We start from the raw sequence: 17141 nt of genomic DNA, 5'->3' as shown, positions 1-17141 counted from the left end.
GCCCTGCCGTTTGGGAATCCCTGACCCGTGCTAAGCGCCGGGAACGAGCGGGGGCGGCGCGGATTCGTCCCGGTGAGGAGCGATCTCGATGCTGATGACCAGGGAAAGACGGCCGGCGATCCGCACGCTGCGCGGATGGGCGCTCGGTGTGCTGCAGGAAGTCGGCGCCATCCACGAATGCGAGGAGCATGGCTGGGCGAAGGACCGGGCCGATCCTCACGCCCGCGCACGCGCCATCGATCTCGCACGCGAGGTTCCACCCGCCGGCATTTCTCCCGATGAGGCGACCGCGGAGATCCGCGACGTCCTCGATTCGATCGGAGACAATTGTCCGGAATGCCGGGACGGAGATTGCTGAAGCGGCACTGGCCGCGATATCCGTTCGGCATGGATCGGACGTTCATCCTGACAGCCGAATTGGACGGCGCCAGCTTTGACTGGCTGGACGAGCTGCGCCGCGCGCATTTCCCGCCGGAGCGCAATTTGCTGCCGGCGCATCTCACGCTGTTTCACCGCCTCTCGCCGGCGCAGTCGGGCCGGCTCTGCGATGCCGCCCTGCCGGCTGCGCCGATCCCCATGCTGTGCGATGGCGTTCGCCTGCTCGGCTCCGGCGTCGCCATCGAGGTCACCTGCCCCGAGCTCGCGCGATTGCGGACGGCGCTGCGCACCGCCATCGGCGACGAACTGTCCCGGCAGGACAGCCAGGGCTGGCGGCCGCATGTCACCATCCAGAACAAAGTGACAGCCACCGCGGCGCGGAGCCTTTGCGGTGCGCTTCAAGCCGGGTTCGCGCCGCGCGCCGGCACGGTTTGCGGGCTGCTGGTCTGGGAGTATCTGAATGGTCCGTGGCGGCTGGAGCGCCGACTTCCATTCGCTGGCTAATCCTTGGAAGAGCCTCTCCGCCGCTGCACCTCGGCATACCATGCGGCGTATGGCGTGTTCTTCGCCATGTGCCGGTTGAGGTCGGGAGCGCCGTCTCGCCACCACACCGGGCCGCGCTCGCCGAGGGCGCGCTTCGCGTGGTCGACCGCGCGATGGGCCGCCGCTTCCGCCTCGGAATCGGCCGACGACTTGGCATCGCGGACGGCGCGCCGCGCCGTCATCAGGCGCCTGACCAGCTCCGACTTTTCCTGCTCGCCCAAATGCGGATTCGCCATTCGCCACAGCCGTCCGCGGACGACGAAATATCGGCCGTCCGGCGTCACCGGATGTTTCACGCTCAAGCCGACTTCCGTCGCGCCCCCGTGGCCGGCTTCTTCGCCGCCGCTTCCTTCGGTTGCTTCTTGCCCGCGATCGGCATCAGCATCTCCTTCTGTCCGGCCGCCGCCTTCTTCGGTTTCCTGGCGGGCTTGCCGGCCTTCGCAGGCGCGGCCTCCTTCCTGGCCTCCTTGCCAACACTGCGGCGCAGCGCCTCCATGAGGTCGACGACGTTCTCGCCCTTCGGCCGCTCCTTCGGCTGGATCACCTTGCCGGCGCGCTTTTCGTTGATCAGCTCGATCAGCGCGGTCTCGTAATGGTCCTCGAACTTCTCGGGTTCGAAGCGTCCGGCCTTCTGGTTGACGATGTGCCTGGCGAGATCGAGCATGTCCTTGGTGACCTTCACGTCCTGGATCTCGTCGAAATAGTCCTGCTCGCTGCGCACCTCGTAGGGGTAGCGCAGAAGCGTGCCGACGAGGCCCTTGTCCATCGGCTCCAGCGCGATGATGTGCTCGCGGTTGGTCAGCACCACGCGCCCGATCGCGACCTTGTCCATCTCGCGGATGGTCTCGCGGATCACCGCGAAAGCGTCGTGGCCGACCTTGCCGTCCGGGCGGATGTAGTAGGGGCGGATCAGGTAGCGCGGGTCGATGTCCGATTTGGCGACGAATTCGTCGATCTCGATGGTGCGCGTGGATTCGAGCGCGATCTCCTCGAGCTCCTCCCTGGAGACCTCGATGTACTGCCCCTTCTCCAGCTCATAGCCCTTGACGATGTCCTCGTTCGGCACCTCGTCGCCGGTCTCGGCGTCCACCTTCAGATATTTGACGCGGTGGCCGGTCTGCCTGTTGAGCTGGTTGAACGAGATCTTCTCGCTCTCGGACGTGGCCGGAAAGAGCGCCACGGGACAGGTGACCAGCGACAGTCTCAGAAAACCCTTCCAATTGGCGCGTGGGGCCATGTACGCAAAACTCCGGTTCGAGGCGGCACGGATTCAAGACGGACGGCGGCCCCGGGTTCCGACATGGCTTGTGGAGAAAAAGGCGGCGTCAGTGTAGGACTGATGTCGCATCGCTCCGCCCCTTCGCCGAGCACCCCCACGGGGCCGCCGCCCGGCGGCAGGAGAATGTCATGACCAGCGAAAAAGGCCCGAACATCAAGAAGAAGCAGAAATGCAAGAATTGCGAGGGCAAGGGCTTGGTCAAGAAGGGCGACAAGATGGTGAAGTGCCAGCGCTGCAAGGGCACGGGCGTGCGCTGAGGTCGCGCTGATGACCGCCGTCACCTCGGGGCAGGCAAATTTCCGCCCGCGCGGTCGCTGCCACCGTGCGCGGCGATGAACATGGCGACGGCCGACCGGCAATAGGATTCGATTTCGTTGTCGTCCTCTGCTCTCGCCTGATCGAAGCGTGCGATCATCAGGAGATCGGATCCTTTGAAGAGCGCGGCAAACAAGCGGGCGGACCGGAGCGGATCGGGCACGTTCAGAAGCCCCTTCGCGTGCAACTGACGCAACAGGGCCTCGATTTGGCCGATGACATGGGCGGGGCCGGCTTCGAAATGGAGCCTGCTCAGCGCGTTTTGACTCGTCTTGTCGGCCATGACCATGGCTTCGACACCGCGGACGTCCGGTCTGAGCAGCGTGCGAAGCAGCAATGATCCCACCGCCGTGAGCTGATCTTCGACCGAAGCCTCGACGCCTTCAGCAAGGGCCTGTGGCGCAAACAATTGCTGGCAGCCGGCCGCCATGGCCGCGCCGAACAGCGCCTCCTTGTTCTCGAAATGCCTGTAGATGCTGAGCTTGGATATCTTCGCCCGCTGGGCGACCTTGTCCAGGGTCGTCGCCTGGAAACCCAATTCCACAAAGAGTTCGCGCGCGGCGTCGAGGATGGTTTGGCCAAGCGCCCCGTTGGCGGGCCGGCCGCGCCGGCCCTGGCTGTTTTCGGTCACGATAATTCCAGTACTTGACAGTATCCCAATTCTGACATTACGATACCACGCAGTACCTTAAATGTGCAAGCCAATGTGCGAGCCAATGCGTGGGAGTCCATCACCATGGATGACGTCATCATCATCGGCGGCAGCTTTGCCGGTCTCGCCGGAGCCCTGCAGCTCGGCCGTGCCCGCCGCAAGGTCACGGTTCTCGATACCGGCCTGCCGCGCAACCGCTTCGCTGAACACTCGCATGGTCTGCTCGGCCACGATCACAAGCCACCGCTGGACATTCTGGCCGAGGCGCGGCAGCAACTGGCGCGTTATCACACGGTCAGGCTGGTCAATGCCCGGGCCGACAGCATCACCGGCACCATCGACAAATTCTCCGTCCTCACTGGCGATGGCGAAAGCCTTGCGGCGCGCCGCCTGATCCTGAGCTATGGCATCGTCGACCAGATGCCTGACGTTCCGGGTTTTGCCGAAGGCTGGGGCGGGTCTATCGTGCCTTGCCCCTATTGCGACGGCTTTGAAGTCGCCGGTCAGCATTGGGGCCTCGTCTGGTCCGGCCCGCAGTCGCACAATCAGGTCAGGCTGTTCCGCGATTGGACCGACAATTTGACGCTCTTCGCCGATGGTCACGACATTCCGCCCGAGATCCGGGCCGATCTGGCTCGCCGCAACGTACCCGTCGTCGATGGCCGGATCACCAAGATCGCCCATCCTGGAGGCCACAACGCCACCGTCAATCTCGAAAGCGGCCCCAATGTCGCGGTCGATATCCTGTTCGCGCATCCGCGCAACAAGCTGTCCGCAAGCCTGCACGAAGCGCTGGGCCTCGCCACGGTCAATACGCCCCTTGGCATCGTCCTCAAGGTCGACGAGCGCCGCGAAACCAGCATGCCCGGCATCTACGCCGCCGGCGACCTCGCCAACCCCCTCATGCCCTCGGTCACCACGGCATCATGGCAAGGCGCGATGGCGGGCATCTTCGCCCAGCAGTCGATGCTGGCTTGAGAGCGCAGATTGGAGGATGAGCATGGCCGACGAACCCGACAGCGCGGGTGTGCGCTTTCCTCCGCCCTTCATCTATCTGGGAGCGCTGCTGTTGGGGCTGGCGGCGGAGCCGTTCGTCACGCTCCGCTCTTTCGGCATCGACTGGCGGTTGCTGGTCGCGACGGGCGCGCTGCTGTTCGTTGCCGGCGCGGCGCTGATGCTTGCGGCGGCGGGGCTGTTCCGGCGGCTGGGCACCAACGTTCCGCCGTCGCAGCCGACGACCCTGATCGCAACGACTGGTCCCTATCGGTGGACCCGCAACCCCATGTATCTCGGCATGGCGCTCATCTATGCCGGCCTTGCGATCGGCTTCGACGGGCCGATCGCCCTCGCCTTGCTCCCGTTGGTGCTGATCGCGATCCAGACGCAGGTGATCACCCGCGAGGAGCGCTATCTCGAAGCGAAGTTCGGCGACGACTACCGCCGCTACAAGGCCGAGGTTCGCCGCTGGCTCTGACTATTGCGCCGCTGCAGGCTGGTGGCACGCGGCATCAATCGGGGCACAGCAGCCATCCGTCGATGAGCTCGCGGACGAGCCGACGATCGTATTCGAGGTCCGTCGAGCGATACTGCTTGGCATCCCTGCTGACCAGGGAATCGGCAACGCGTGCACCGGATGCTGTTCGCTCCAGGCGAAGCGCAAATATCATGAACTTGGTCCAGCTCCGGCAGAAATACACCCAGTCGCCGTCGCAGCAGACGGACCATTTCTGCTCCATCTCCTCTGGCTGGAAGCCGCGCAGGATCAATTCATGCTCGGCCGCGGTGAAGTCGGCCTGGAAGCCGAGCGGCTCGATCTCTGCGGGCGGACGACAGTGCTTGCAGGGCCGGCCGGTCGATATGGAGCAAGTCATCGTCATCTCCTGCTGCGGGTTGCGGGCGACGTCGGCGCTCTACCGGGCGGGTTGCATCGGATCATTCGTTGACGGCGGCTGGACCAACATGACCCATATGGGTCAGTCAATTCCCGATTTTCTTCGCCCTGATATATTGCCCGTCGCCTCGCAGGCCCCGCAAGCATCACGTCAGCTGTGAAACGAGATTGATCGCCCCGATTTCCGAGGTTTGCGCCTCACCCCGTCTTGCCTGTCCAAACCGCCCCGCTATTCTGAACTCATTGCTTCAACAAAGGACATTGCATGCGCATCCGGGCCGCCTGCCTCCTTCTCGCCGTCGCCGCCAACCTCACCCCGGCCGCCGCCCGCGACGCCAAGCGCTGTCCGCCGGACTTCAGTGTGGAGCACCGCCTGGACGCCGAGCAGAAGGCGGCCCTCAATCTCAATGCCCGCGAGCGCGCCGCCATCGAGGACCTTAAATACGCCACCATGGCGCCGATCAGGGAGAAGTACGACAAGCGGGAGATCGATCGCGACGAGTACAACCGGATCACCAAACAGCGCGACGACGCGCTGCGCTGCATCGACGCCGACAACAACCTGAAGGACCAGCAGTCCTACTACACCGAGCAGACCAAGCTGATCGAGGCCGGCTGCAGCAAAGCTCCGGTCGACAAGATGTATGTCGGCTGGCTGAAGGAGGGCGAAGAGCGCAAGGCGAAGGCCTGCGCCAAGGCCGATCTCGAATATCTGGCCCAGATGGTAAAGCAGCTCAAGGAGATCCAGGCCGACAAGCTCGCCAAGGAGGAGAAGTCGACCCCTGCCGTCAAGACCGTCGATGCCAGCCAGAAGAGCGCGCCGTTCTGCGAACAGATTCGCGCCGTGGCGGGCCACGCGGCCAACCTGTTCGCCGGCATCACGAAGGAAAAGAAAGAGAAGTGGTTCATCGAGCCTGGCACCCTCGGCAGCAAGGGCGTCAAGATCAGCGACATCGCGGCGATCGACGAATACGCCACCCCGATCACCGTCTCGCAGGACTTTCTTGCATCCAAGCCGGAATGCGCCATCGAAGTCGGCACCGAAAAGGACATCACGCTCCGCATCGTTCCGACCTATGAATGCGATTGGCAATACGACAAGACCAATCGCCGCGAGCTCGAGCAGCGCACCGACCGCCTGCTCAATCTCGTCCGCGGCTGCTTCGGATCGATCAAGGAGGACGGCGAGTTCTACCGGCACCAATTCGTCGGCGACGAAATGGTCGCCGTGTCGGGGGATCTTCATTATGGCGAGGGCAAGCCGTCCCGCATCTATCTGAAGATCGCCAAGCACACGCCGGCCGAGGACCGCGCCTGCATCAACTACGGCTTCCAGCACAAGGAGCAGGACAAGAAGCTCTGCATGTCCCGGCTGAAGCCCTGAAAGCGGGCAAACGATAAGGCATCATCAGACAGAGGATGAGCGGGTGAAGTCGATCATTTCGCTCGCGACGGTCCTCCAACAGGAGGAGGCGCGGCACGACCGATGTGCTATCGTCCGCCCAGCCCCTCTCACCGGAGACACCCCATGCCCACCAGTGTCAAGCAAATGCTCGAAGCCGCCAACGCGGCGGTGCCCAAGATCACGTCGGAGCAGGCCGCCGAGATGATCAGGAACGGCAACACGCTCGTCGTCGACGTTCGCGACGCGCCGGAGGTCGCCGCCAGCGGCAAGATCGAAGGCGCAGTGCACGTCTCGCGCGGGATGCTGGAGTTTCGCGCGGATCCGGAATTGCCCTCTCATGACAAGGCGTTCGACAAGAGCAAGAGCGTCATTCTCTATTGCGCGTCCGGCGGACGGTCTGCGCTGGCCGGCAAGCTGCTGAAGGATCTGGGCTACGAGAAGGTCTACAACCTCGGAGGCTTCAAGGACTGGACGGGGCCGGTCGAGAAATAGCGGATCGCGCGCCGCGGTTCGTGGCAACGATTGGCCTTCAGGCGTGTTGTTCCTTGGACGAGAGAGGGACGCAGCGAGGCGCGCCATGACCAAACCCACCATGACCAACCCTACCGCCAAGGATACCGGACTGACACCCGACGACTTCCCGATCGAAGCCGACAAGGACAAGCTCAGGACGCACAAGGGCGAGCCGGTCGCCTCGGCCGAGTCGGAGGAGATCGCGGACCAGATCGCCGAACGGCTCAACGAGCACGCGCACCGGGAAGAGCAGGACCGCTGGTCGGCGTAAAGCGCGCCGAGGCAACGGACAAGAATAGGAACAGAGCCGCCGCGCCAGGCATTGAGCCGCGCCGGGCTTTTTGGAACCCCGGTAAACGGCAGCCTCGGCGCGAAGTCCCGCCCCCTGACCAGCGCCGAGGCCGCCTGATCCCAGGCACAGGAGCGAAGCGGCAGACGCAAGGCGCAAACAGGCCGTGCCGGGCTCCGGTTCGACGGGCGCAAACCGCAAATAGGAGATTCGGCCGGCCTGCGCGTTGCGCCCAGCCGCGCCCTACTCCATCGACATGGTCTGCCGCCGGCGCAGCTCGGATGGGCTGTGACCGAACTTCCGGCGAAACACCGTGCTGAAATGCGACGAGCTGCTGAAGCCCAGGCGATAGGCGATCTCGGTCACCGACAGCGTGCGCAGCTCCGGGCGCATCAGCGCGTCGTAGCAGCGCTGCAGGCGGCGGTTCAAAATCCATTCCGACACCGACATCTCGGTCGATCGAAACAGATAATGCAGATGCCGGAGCGAGACGCCGTTGGCCCTGGCGATCTTCTCCAGCGACAGGTCAGGCTCGGTCAGGTGCTCCTCGATCCAGGCCTTGACGGAGCGCAGCCGCGCGTTCCGCGCCGTCGCATCTTCCGAGAACTCGTCCTTGTCGCCCATGTCGAGCGCGAGCGCCAGAACGTCCATCAGCTCGTGACCGAGCCGGCCGCGCGCAGCCTCCTCCAGGCTTGAAGCCTCCGCGGCAAGCAGCGCGCAGAACTCGGCGGCGATCCGCCCCAGGCCCCGCCCCGTCGCGATCGTCGCCGCGAGCGGCATCTTGCCTTCGGCGAAGCGCGACGAAAATTCCTTGCGCGGGATTTCCAGGTACAGCGACCGAAACTGGTTCGAGCATTCGAGATCGTAGGCGTCGGACGCCGAAAAGATCGCGCCGATGCCCGGGCTGGTCACGAGGGTCTGGCCGGCCTGGAGCACGTCCATGCTGCCCTGTTGCAGAAACTGGACGTAGTAACAATCCTTGTCGAGCTTGGCGATGTGCCGCTCGCGCCGCGAGATGCGCTGCTCCGACAGGAAGACGTCGCTCATCGTAACAGGGCCAAATTGCGCCTCGCGGATAAAGCCCTGGTAGTCGGCCGGCTTCACCGCGTTCACGTCGACATGAACGTAATGGTCGCAGATGGCATCCTGCCAGGCGGCGAAGCGCTTGGCGGGGTCCAGCTCCTCGGTCGTGAACACGAGATCCATCGGCGGCCCGTCGCAGCGAGGGTTACCTGTGCAGCGCACAAAAGCTTGTTGGCCTCGATCTTAGGTTCCCGTCAGCTTCACGCAAGACTGTTTGCGCGCCAGCGCAAAAGGTTTGCGCGTTCAAGCAAGCCGCGCTGAGGCCTCTCGCCTATCAAGCGCAAAACAAATCTTGGACGGGGGGAGGCACGCGCGCGGGAAGACGGCGATCCCGCACGCGCGATGCCGATCCCTAGGGGATGGCAAGCGATGACGCGCGTTCGGATCAGCCAGCAGGAGATCGTGTTTGCGGTCTTCGCCGTCCTCTTCCTGAGCTTCTCGATCTTCCTCAACGGCTTTCTCTCCGCCGACAACATGCTGACATTGCTGCAGAACGTGGCAGTGCTCGGCATCCTTGGCCTCGCCATGGCGATCGTGGTGATCGGCCGCGGCATCGACCTGTCGCTGATCGCGGCCCTCGCGGTCCCCGGCGGCCTCGTTCTGCAGATGGTGCAGAACGGCCATTCGCTGCCGGCCTCGCTGCTGTCGGCCGGCCTGCTGTCGATCGCGATCGGTCTCGTCAACGGCTGGCTGATCGCCTATGCGGAAGTGCCGCCTCTGTTCGCGACGCTGGCGACCGGCCTGTTCGTCGCGGGTCTCGGCCAGGCCGCGCTCTTCCAGCTCGACGTCGTGCAATGGAGCGACCAGATGGCCGGGTTCGAGCGGCTCGGCCAGGGCAGCATCCTCGGCATCCCCACATCGATCGTGATGTTCGCGATCGCCTGCGTGGTGGTCTTCATCCTGCTGCGCAAGACGCGCTGGGGCGCGTATATCTACGCGATCGGCGACAACCCGTTCGCGGCGCGCGTCACCGGCATCCCGACGCGGCCCATCATCGTGCTGCAATACGTCCTTGCGGCGCTGATCGGCTGCTTCGCCGGCCTCGTGATGGCGGCGTCCGTCAACTCCATGCCGACACGCATCTTCAACTCGACGCTGATCTACGACGTCATCCTCGTCGTCGTGCTCGGCGGCATCGGCCTGTCGGGCGGACGCGGCGGCGTCGTCAATGTCATCATCGGCACGCTGCTCATCGGAACGATGCTGAACGGAATGACGATCCTGAACATTCCCTATGCCGGCCAGAACCTCATCAAGGGCCTCGTGCTCCTGATCGCTGTCATCACCGACACGTTCCTCAACCCACGCAACGAAGAAACGGCCCAACAGGGCGACATCTGATCTGCCCCAACAAGGAGGAAGACAATGGCCTGCATGAATAAGTTCGCGCTTGGAAGTCTCGCCGCATTGGCGCTTGCAGCCGGCACGGTCCCGGCCCTCGCCCAACAGGGCCTCGACGAGCCGTTTCAGAAGACCTTCCGGGAAGCGCTGGCCGGCAAGACCGTCGCCTACGTTCCCGTCGCGATGAACTTCGACCTGACGGAAGGCTGGTACGCGGGGCTCAAGAAGGAGCTCGAGCCGTTCGGCGTCAAGTTCGTGATCCGCGATCCCAACTGGAATACCAATGCGGGCGCACAGGCCGTCACCTCGCTGATCTCGGAGAAGCCGGCGGTGATGGTGATCCACAATCCCGACGTCCAGACCTACGCAAAACTGCTGCAGCGCGCGGAGAACGAGGGCATCTACGTCATCCAGATCAACATGGGCTCGGCCTATCGCAGCTCGGCCTTCGTCGGCGCCAACTGGATCGAGATCGGCGAGCGGCAGACCGAAGGCGTGGTGAAGGCCTGCCAGGGCAAGTCGAACAAGATCGCCATCATCCAGGGCGCGCTCTCCGCGGCGGCCAGCGCCTATACGCTCAAGGGCGTCGAGAACATCCTCGCCAAGCACCCCGAGATCAAGGTCGTCTCCAGCCAGGCCGCCGATTGGGATGCCGCGAAAGCCAAGGCGATCACCCAGACGGTGCTGAAGCAGAACCCTGATCTCTGCGGCATCGTCGGCTTCTGGGACGGCATGGACATCGGCACCGCCGCGGCGATCAAGGAAGCCGGCCTGACCGGCAAGGTGTTCCTGGCGACTTCAGGCGGCGGCGAGCGCAAGGGCGCGTGCGAACTCGTGAAGAACGGCTCGTTCGATCTCAACATGAGCTACGACGTGCCGACGCAGGCAGCGCAGATGGCCGGCACGATCAAGTGGCTGTTGTCCTCGGGCGCCAAGCCGGGTTCGGTCAAGGGCTCCGAGTACACCACGCTGATTCCGATCACCAAGGAGAACGCCGACACCCAGACGGCGTGCTGGAATCTCTCCGACCTCAAGAAGTGATCGCAACCGACGGCGCGCGTTCCGCCCCTTCCGGCGCGGAGCGCGCAACCCTGCTCATGGAATCAGCGGAAGGCAGATGCGCGAGACACTGACGAGGCTCCGATATCGCTACTGGCCGGACCATCTCCTTGGCGAGATCCTGTCCAAGCGATGGACCGAAACCGCCATTCCGGTGATCCTGCTGCTGATCGTCGGCTTCGCGCTCAGCCGTTCGCTCGAGCACTTCCTGTCGCCGTCGAGCCTCGCCGACACCGCGCGGCAGGCCGGCGAGATCGGCTTCATCGGGCTCGGCATGGCGCTGGTCGTCATCGTCGGCGGCATCGACCTGTCGGTCGGATCGATCTTCGCACTGACGGATTTTTGCGCGCTGTATTTGCTCGACGTGCTCAATTGGCCGGTCCCCGCCGTGGTGGTCGTCACCATGATCGTCGGCGGGCTGCTCGGCGCCGTCAACGGCGTGCTGATCGGTTATCTCAGGCTGCGCGCCTTCATCACCACGCTGATCACGCTGATCATCTACCGCTCGGCCTACGATCTGCTGATCCAGCGCTATTCCAACGCCATCGCCTCCGCCTTCCCCGACATTCCGTCATGGGATTTCATCGGCGGCGGAACCGTGCTCGGCATCCCCAGCGTCGCGCTGGTCTACATCGTGATCGCGATCTTCGGCCACGTCTTCCTGACGCGGTTGCGACCCGGCTGGCACATCACCGCGATCGGCGGCTCGCGGCGTTCGGCCTATAATTCCGGAATCCCCGTCCGCCGCACCATCACGCTCTGCTATGTCGCGAGCGGCGTGCTGACCAGCATCGGCGCGCTGTTCTTCGCCGCCCGGCTCGGCACCGTCGGCGGCGACATCGGCGTCGGCCTCGAGGTGATCGTGCTGACCGCAACGGTGCTCGGCGGGATCACGCTCGGCGGCGGCAAGGGGTCGGTGGTCAAGTCGATGGCCGGCGTGCTCGTCGTCCTCCTCGTCACCAACGGCCTGACCGCCATGAACGCGCGCGGCGGCGTCAACCGCATGGCGCTCGCGACGATCCTGCTGGCGGCCGCGATGGTCGACATCCGCTGGCAGAAGAACCGAACCCGCATCATCAGCAAGGTCTATGTCGCCCCGACCTACCATGCGCTGCCGCCACCGCCGCCGACCGAGATCGGCAAGGGCGGACCGTTCGAGCAGAACGACAGGCTGCGCGACGTCTCGCTGATCGGGCTCGGCCGGATCGAGGCGCCCGAGGACGTCATCCTCGATCGCAACGACGTGCTCTACGCCGGATCGCGGCACGGCGACATCATCCGTTTCTTTCCGCCGGACTACGAGCGGATGGAGGTGTTCGCGCATATCGGCGGCCAGCCGCTCGGCATGGCCTTCGACAAGCACGACAATCTCTATGTCTGCATCGGCGGCATGGGCCTCTACCGCATCAAGCCCGACGGCACCGTGGAGAAGGCCACCGACGAGACCAACCGCAGCCTCTACTCCGTGAACGACGACAGCCGGCTGCGGCTCGCCGACGATCTGGACATCACCGACGACGGGCTGATCTTCTTCTCAGAGGCCACCGTTCGCTACGAGATGGACGAGTGGCCGGTCGACGGGCTGGAAGCGCGCGGCAACGGCCGCATCATCTGCTACGACACCAAGACCGGCACGACCCATACCGCGCTGCGCGGCCTCAAATTCCCGAACGGCGTCGCGGTCGCGAGCGACGGGCAATCCATCCTGTTCGCGGAGACGTTCGGCTGCTCGATCAAGCGCTACTGGTTTGCAGGCCCGAAGAAGGACGACGTCGAAATCGTCATGGACAACCTGCCCGGCTATCCCGACAACATCAACCTTGCCTCGGACGGCAATTACTGGCTGGCGCTGGTCGGCATGCGCAGCCCGTCGCTCGACCTTGCCTGGAAGATGCCGGGCTTCCGCCGGCGCATGGCCAAGCGGGTGCCCGTCGACGAATGGCTATTCCCGAACATCAACACCGGCTGCGTCGTCAAGTTCAACGAGCAGGGCAAGATCCTGGAATCGTTCTGGGACCTTAGGGGTCTCAACCATCCCATGATCACCTCGATGCGCGAGCATCGCGGCTATCTCTATCTCGGCGGCATCGCCAACAACCGCATCGGCCGCTTCAAGCTCGACAATGCCGATCCGAACTTCGTGCAATATGACAAGCGCTGGGGGACGTCGTCATGATCGCCGCACTCAGCGAATTCGCCAACCGATTCCTCGGCCGCGGCGAGGCGGCCATCACCGTCCCGTCGTTCGACGGGGCGTTGAAACCCAACCAGGCGCTCGAGCAGGCGGAGACCCTGCTCGAATGCGAAGCGCCGGAGGATCTCGCCACCGACGGCACCTCGGTGCTGCTTGCCGATGGCGTGCGGCTGACACGCCTGTCCGGCAACGCGGCAACGACGGTTCGGACCTTTGAGCGGCCGATCTCCGCGCTGGCGTCCTTGCCCGGGGGACGCCTCGCCGTCGCGCTCGGCGGCACCGAGGTCCGGCTCTACGACAATGTCGCGGCGGAGACGCCCACGGCCACATTCTCGCAAGGGCTGCACGCCGTCAACGCGCTTGCGCCCGCGGCCGACGGGACGTTGATCGCAACGGACGGATCGTCGTTGCGCGGTGTCGGCGACTGGGCGCGCGACCTGATGGAGCTCGGCAAGACGGGCCGCGTGCTGCGGCTCGATCCGAAGTCGGGCGCGATCACGCAGCTTGCCGGCGGATTGGGCTACGCTTTCGGCGCGGCGGCGAGCGACGGCAGCGTCCTCGTCAGTGAAAGCTGGCGGCATCGCCTGGTCTCGATCGCGCCGGACGGAACCCGCGAAGATCTCCTGCGGCACCTGCCCGTCTATCCGTCCCGGCTTTCGCCGGCGCGCGGCGGCGGTTTCTGGCTCACCGCCTTCACCGCACGCACCCAGCTCGTCGAGTTCGTGCTGCGCGAGCCCGCCTATCGCCGCCGCATGATCGCGGAGATCGACCCAGAGTTCTGGGTGGCGCCGCGCCTGCGGTCCGGCCATTCCTTCAAGGAGCCGCTGCAGGGCGCGCACATCAAGACCATGGGCGTGATGAAGCCCTGGGCGCCGCCGCGGTCATACGGTCTCGTCATCCGCCTTGCAGCCGACGGCTCGCCGCGCACCTCGCTGCATAGCCGCGCCGACGGCGTCAACCACGGCATCGTCGCCGCCGTCGAATGCGGCAGCGATCTCGTGATGATTGCAAAGGGACCCGGGCGCGTCATCAGGCTGCCGCTGGCCTCGCTCGGCGAGGAGGCCCGCGCATGAACGACCTGGTCCTGTCGCTGTCGAAGGCGACCAAGCTTTACGCCGGCGTGCCCGCCATCGACGGCGTCGATTTCGACCTGCGGCGCGGCGAGATCCATGCGCTGGTCGGCGAGAACGGTGCGGGCAAGTCGACGCTGACGAAAGTCATGGCCGGCGTCGTGACGCTGACATCCGGCGGCATGAGCGTCGACGGCGTCGAGGTCACCCCGAGGACTCCGCTGGAGGCGCGCAATCTCGGCATCGCCATGGTGTTCCAGGAGAACAGCCTGGTGCCGACGATGACGGTGGCGCAGAACCTGTTCCTCGGCCAGGAGAAATTCTACAACCGCCTGCGCGGCATCTACATCGCGGCCCAGCAATTCCTGCAATCGCTCAACTTCGACGTGACGCCGACGGCGACGGTCGGCGGCCTGGGGGCGGCCAAGAAGCAGATGGTCGAGATCGCGCGCGCCGTCCTGCACAAGGCCAAGGTGATCATCTTCGACGAGCCGACGGCGACGCTGACGCCGGAGGAGAAGAAATACTTCTTCGACCTGGTCAAGGACCTGAAGCGGCGCGGGGTCTCCATCATCTTCATCTCGCATGCGCTCGAAGAGGCGCTGTTGCTTGCCGACCGCATCACGGTGTTGCGCGACGGCAAGCATGTGGTGACCGACGATGCCTTCCGCTTCGACCGGGCGCGCATCGTCCAGGCGATGGTGGGGCGGGATCTCTCCAACACGCTCTACGGCGCGCGCAAGACGCAAATCCGCCCTTCGGGCAAGCGGGTGCTGACGGTGCAGAACCTGAAGATGGCGCCGATGGTGAAGAACAATTCGCTGTCGGTGTTCGCGGGCCAGATCACCGGCGTGTTCGGCCTCGTCGGCGCCGGGCGCACCGAGACCTTCAAGATCGTCGCAGGCGTCATGAAGCGAGACTTCTTCCATGGCGGCGAGGTGATCCTCGGAGACAAGCCGGTGCGCTACCGCGTTCCCGCCCCGGCGGTGCAGGCGGGCATTGCCTACGTGACCGAGGACCGCAAGGTCGAAGGGTTCTTCGAGACCGCATCGATTGCGCGCAACATCTATCTCGGCCTGCTCGCCAAGTTTCCCAGGGGACGCGCCTGGCTGTCGCGACGCGAAAGCACGGCGACCGGAAAGTCGTGGATCGAGCGCCTCAAGGTTCGCGCTATCGGCGACGAAGCCAAGGTCGTCGAGTTGTCCGGCGGCAACCAGCAGAAGGTCGTGATCGCCAAATCGCTGATCCAGGATCCGGAGCTGATTATATTCGACGAGCCGACGCGGGGCGTCGATGTCGGGGCCATCGTCGAGATTCACGAACTGATCAACTCACTGGCCGACAAGGGCAAGGCGGTGGTCGTGATTTCCTCCTACCTGCCGGAGATCATGGCGCTGTCGGACCGCATCCTGGTGTGCAGGCAAGGCAAGGTCGTCGAGGAGTTCTCCGCGCTGGAGGCGACGGAGGAAGCCATCATGTACGCGGCGATCCATTGACGATTTCCCGCGGGCGTCGCGACGCGACCGGATCAGGCGGAACGCGGCCTCGCGGCGGGCTGCGCATGTCGCTCATTCAGCAGCCTGCCGGTTGCGCTGTTGACGAAGTGCAGCGACATGCAGGCCGGGCATCGCACGGGCACATAACTGTCGGCCGACGCCGAACTCTCGGATCGCTCGTCATCGATCCGATGCTGGACGTTTATGCCGGTGCGCGGGCACCTGAAGAGGATCTGGCGGTGCATGCTCCTCTTATCCTCCGGAACCGCCGTCGGCGAAATTCCGGACGATTCCCTACGGAGCTTTCCCAGGTTTGCGATGGGTCAATGCGAGCCATCCGGCCGCGCCTATGCTCGAGGTGGCATCAGGCGCGCTGTCGCCCGGTGCCGCACGAAGCGGGGCCCGGACTCCTAGGCACTCCGGGCGCCGCTTCGGAAGAAGGGCTAGCCGCTGGACAGAGCAGGCACGCCCGCAAGCAACAGGCCACCATCGGGACCGCCTCGACCAGGAGAGCAGCCATGATGTCCGCCCATCTCGACGATCTCTCCGCGGCCGTGCGCTACGCGCTCGAGACGACGCGTGCGACCATAGCTTGCCCTTTCCATGATGAGGTCATCATCCGCGTCGGCGACGACGCTGCCGAGAGCCATGCCTACGAACGCGCCAAGCGAATCCAGAAGAGCGACGGGACGCCGTTCGAGGCCGACGCCCTCAGGGAAGAAATCGGCCACCAGCTCGCGAGCGCCGCGGACGGCCGATGCCCGAAATGCGACCGGACCGGTCCGGACGGCTAGAGCGCTCTGCGCCGCGATCGCCGTTCAGGATGCCGCTCGCCTTCGCGCGTTCTTGCCGGGCCTGGACGGCACGAGGCTGCTGGGCCGCCCGATCAGATATCCCTGCATCTCGTCGCAGCCTTCCTGGATCAGGAGCGACATCTGCGTGTTGGTCTCGATACCTTCCGCCAGGACCGGCACGCCGAGCCCGTGGGCGAGGCCGATCACGGCCCGTACGATGGCCAGCGATCGCTCGCTCTGGCCGAGCGAGGCGACGAAGGATCGATCGATCTTGATGCGGTCCAGCGGAAACGCTTCGAGGTACGACAGCGACGAATAGCCGGTTCCGAAATCGTCGAGCGCGATCAGGATGCCCAGCGCCTTGAGCGATTGCATCGTCCTCTTGGCGCGCGGCATGTCCTCGATCAGGACGCCTTCGGTGATTTCGAGCTCGAGACGCGCGGCCGGAAGCCCGCTGTCCCGCAGCGCCCTGCGGACCTGGCCGTCGAGGTTTTCCCGACGAAACTGCGCCGCGGAGACGTTGACGGCCACCCGGAGCGGCTGATCCCATGACGCCGCCTCCCGGCACGCTTCCATCAAGACCCAGTCGTCGATCTGCGCGATGGAGCCGCTCTGCTCCGCGATCGGAATGAACTCGCCCGGAGGAATGATCCCGCGCACCGGATGCCGCCAGCGCACCAGCGCCTCATAGGCCATGAGCGTGCCGTCCCGATGCTGCTGCGGCTGATACTCCAGATAGAGCTCGCCGCGCTCGACGGCATTGCGCAATCGTGCTCCAGTGCGCGGCGATCCCGCAGCTGCTGGTCCATCGCGCTGGTGAACAGGCGGAAGGCTCCCCG

21 protein-coding genes are annotated in these 17141 nt (G+C 65.0%); 14 read left to right on the top strand and 7 right to left on the bottom strand.

Features of this window, described 5'->3' with window-relative positions; all coding sequences use genetic code 11:
* Positions 1–88 precede the first annotated feature (88 nt).
* Both ML401_RS07400 and ML401_RS07395 read left to right on the top strand, forming a co-directional pair.
* Positions 89–358 carry a hypothetical protein gene (locus ML401_RS07400; RefSeq protein ID WP_212068836.1) on the top strand — a complete coding sequence of 90 codons (270 nt, stop codon included), beginning with the start codon at positions 89–91 and terminating at the stop codon, positions 356–358.
* Between the two features lie 29 nt (positions 359–387).
* Positions 388–882, top strand: coding sequence for a 2'-5' RNA ligase family protein (locus tag ML401_RS07395; protein WP_212068835.1), 495 nt, complete (start codon positions 388–390; stop codon positions 880–882).
* Here the strand turns inward: ML401_RS07395 and ML401_RS07390 are convergent.
* A complete protein-coding gene (locus ML401_RS07390; RefSeq protein ID WP_212068909.1) occupies positions 879–1217 on the bottom strand; it encodes a hypothetical protein in 339 nt (112 codons plus the stop codon). The two genes, ML401_RS07395 and ML401_RS07390, sit on opposite strands and share 4 nt — an antisense overlap.
* A gap of 2 nt (positions 1218–1219) precedes the next feature.
* Positions 1220–2158, bottom strand: a complete 939-nt coding sequence (locus ML401_RS07385; RefSeq protein ID WP_212068834.1) for a Ku protein — start codon at positions 2156–2158, stop codon at positions 1220–1222.
* 170 nt (positions 2159–2328) lie between these two features.
* Here ML401_RS07385 and ML401_RS07380 point away from each other — a divergent pair, with 170 nt between their 5' ends.
* The gene (locus ML401_RS07380) at positions 2329–2457 is read left to right on the top strand and encodes a hypothetical protein (protein ID WP_285811085.1); all 129 of its coding nucleotides are present in this window, start codon (positions 2329–2331) and stop codon (positions 2455–2457) included.
* A gap of 20 nt (positions 2458–2477) precedes the next feature.
* On the opposite strand, the gene ML401_RS07375 is transcribed toward ML401_RS07380, so the two are convergent.
* Positions 2478–3146 (bottom strand): TetR/AcrR family transcriptional regulator, encoded by a 669-nt coding sequence (locus ML401_RS07375; protein WP_285811083.1) that lies wholly within the window; start codon positions 3144–3146, stop codon positions 2478–2480.
* Between the two features lie 105 nt (positions 3147–3251).
* On the opposite strand from ML401_RS07375, the gene ML401_RS07370 reads away from it, so the two are divergent.
* Together ML401_RS07370 and ML401_RS07365 are read left to right on the top strand one after the other, a co-directional pair.
* On the top strand, positions 3252–4145 hold the full coding sequence (locus ML401_RS07370) for an NAD(P)/FAD-dependent oxidoreductase (protein ID WP_285811082.1): 894 nt from the start codon (positions 3252–3254) through the stop codon (positions 4143–4145).
* A gap of 22 nt (positions 4146–4167) precedes the next feature.
* Complete coding sequence (locus ML401_RS07365; RefSeq protein ID WP_285811081.1) at positions 4168–4641, top strand: isoprenylcysteine carboxylmethyltransferase family protein; 474 nt, start codon at positions 4168–4170, stop codon at positions 4639–4641.
* 34 nt (positions 4642–4675) lie between these two features.
* Here ML401_RS07365 and ML401_RS07360 read toward each other — a convergent pair whose 3' ends face one another.
* Positions 4676–5038 (bottom strand): hypothetical protein, encoded by a 363-nt coding sequence (locus ML401_RS07360; RefSeq protein WP_285811079.1) that lies wholly within the window; start codon positions 5036–5038, stop codon positions 4676–4678.
* Positions 5039–5323: 285 nt separating this feature from the next.
* On the opposite strand from ML401_RS07360, the gene ML401_RS07355 reads away from it, so the two are divergent.
* The 3 genes from ML401_RS07355 (at position 5324) to ML401_RS07345 (ending at position 7247) form a co-directional block, all read left to right on the top strand.
* Entirely contained in the window at positions 5324–6442 is a 1119-nt protein-coding gene (locus ML401_RS07355) for a hypothetical protein (protein WP_285811077.1), read from the top strand.
* A gap of 144 nt (positions 6443–6586) precedes the next feature.
* Entirely contained in the window at positions 6587–6955 is a 369-nt protein-coding gene (locus ML401_RS07350; RefSeq protein WP_194406358.1) for a rhodanese-like domain-containing protein, read from the top strand.
* A gap of 85 nt (positions 6956–7040) precedes the next feature.
* Positions 7041–7247 (top strand): hypothetical protein, encoded by a 207-nt coding sequence (locus ML401_RS07345; RefSeq protein WP_285811075.1) that lies wholly within the window; start codon positions 7041–7043, stop codon positions 7245–7247.
* A 261-nt stretch (positions 7248–7508) separates the two neighbouring features.
* Here ML401_RS07345 and ML401_RS07340 read toward each other — a convergent pair whose 3' ends face one another.
* On the bottom strand, positions 7509–8471 hold the full coding sequence (locus ML401_RS07340; protein WP_211419656.1) for a helix-turn-helix domain-containing protein: 963 nt from the start codon (positions 8469–8471) through the stop codon (positions 7509–7511).
* A gap of 246 nt (positions 8472–8717) precedes the next feature.
* Between ML401_RS07340 and ML401_RS07335 the strand changes: the two genes are divergently transcribed.
* The 5 genes from ML401_RS07335 to ML401_RS07315 all read left to right on the top strand — a co-directional run bounded on the left by ML401_RS07335 (position 8718) and on the right by ML401_RS07315 (position 15508).
* Positions 8718–9689: an ABC transporter permease gene (locus ML401_RS07335; protein ID WP_194406356.1), complete on the top strand. Its 972-nt coding sequence runs from the start codon at positions 8718–8720 to the stop codon at positions 9687–9689.
* A gap of 24 nt (positions 9690–9713) precedes the next feature.
* The gene (locus ML401_RS07330; protein ID WP_194406355.1) at positions 9714–10730 is read left to right on the top strand and encodes a sugar ABC transporter substrate-binding protein; all 1017 of its coding nucleotides are present in this window, start codon (positions 9714–9716) and stop codon (positions 10728–10730) included.
* Positions 10731–10806: 76 nt separating this feature from the next.
* Positions 10807–12924 (top strand): SMP-30/gluconolactonase/LRE family protein, encoded by a 2118-nt coding sequence (locus ML401_RS07325; RefSeq protein ID WP_285811071.1) that lies wholly within the window; start codon positions 10807–10809, stop codon positions 12922–12924.
* Complete coding sequence (locus ML401_RS07320) at positions 12921–14015, top strand: hypothetical protein (RefSeq protein ID WP_285811069.1); 1095 nt, start codon at positions 12921–12923, stop codon at positions 14013–14015. Before ML401_RS07325 ends, ML401_RS07320 begins: the two co-directional genes overlap by 4 nt.
* On the top strand, positions 14012–15508 hold the full coding sequence (locus ML401_RS07315) for a sugar ABC transporter ATP-binding protein (protein ID WP_285811066.1): 1497 nt from the start codon (positions 14012–14014) through the stop codon (positions 15506–15508). Before ML401_RS07320 ends, ML401_RS07315 begins: the two co-directional genes overlap by 4 nt.
* Positions 15509–15540: 32 nt before the next feature.
* Here ML401_RS07315 and ML401_RS07310 read toward each other — a convergent pair whose 3' ends face one another.
* The gene (locus tag ML401_RS07310) at positions 15541–15753 is read right to left on the bottom strand and encodes a hypothetical protein (protein ID WP_194406351.1); all 213 of its coding nucleotides are present in this window, start codon (positions 15751–15753) and stop codon (positions 15541–15543) included.
* Between the two features lie 273 nt (positions 15754–16026).
* Here ML401_RS07310 and ML401_RS07305 point away from each other — a divergent pair, with 273 nt between their 5' ends.
* Complete coding sequence (locus ML401_RS07305) at positions 16027–16302, top strand: hypothetical protein (RefSeq protein ID WP_259219076.1); 276 nt, start codon at positions 16027–16029, stop codon at positions 16300–16302.
* A 24-nt stretch (positions 16303–16326) separates the two neighbouring features.
* On the opposite strand, the gene ML401_RS07300 is transcribed toward ML401_RS07305, so the two are convergent.
* Positions 16327–17070 (bottom strand): bifunctional diguanylate cyclase/phosphodiesterase, encoded by a 744-nt coding sequence (locus ML401_RS07300; RefSeq protein WP_285811063.1) that lies wholly within the window; start codon positions 17068–17070, stop codon positions 16327–16329.
* Between the last annotated feature and the right edge of the window lie 71 nt (positions 17071–17141).

The sequence above is a fragment of the Bradyrhizobium sp. 62B genome (assembly GCF_030272265.2).
Lineage (GTDB): Bacteria > Pseudomonadota > Alphaproteobacteria > Rhizobiales > Xanthobacteraceae > Bradyrhizobium.
The sequence above is the reverse complement of the archived record's forward strand: the minus strand, read 5'-3'. Positions and strand labels throughout refer to the sequence as shown.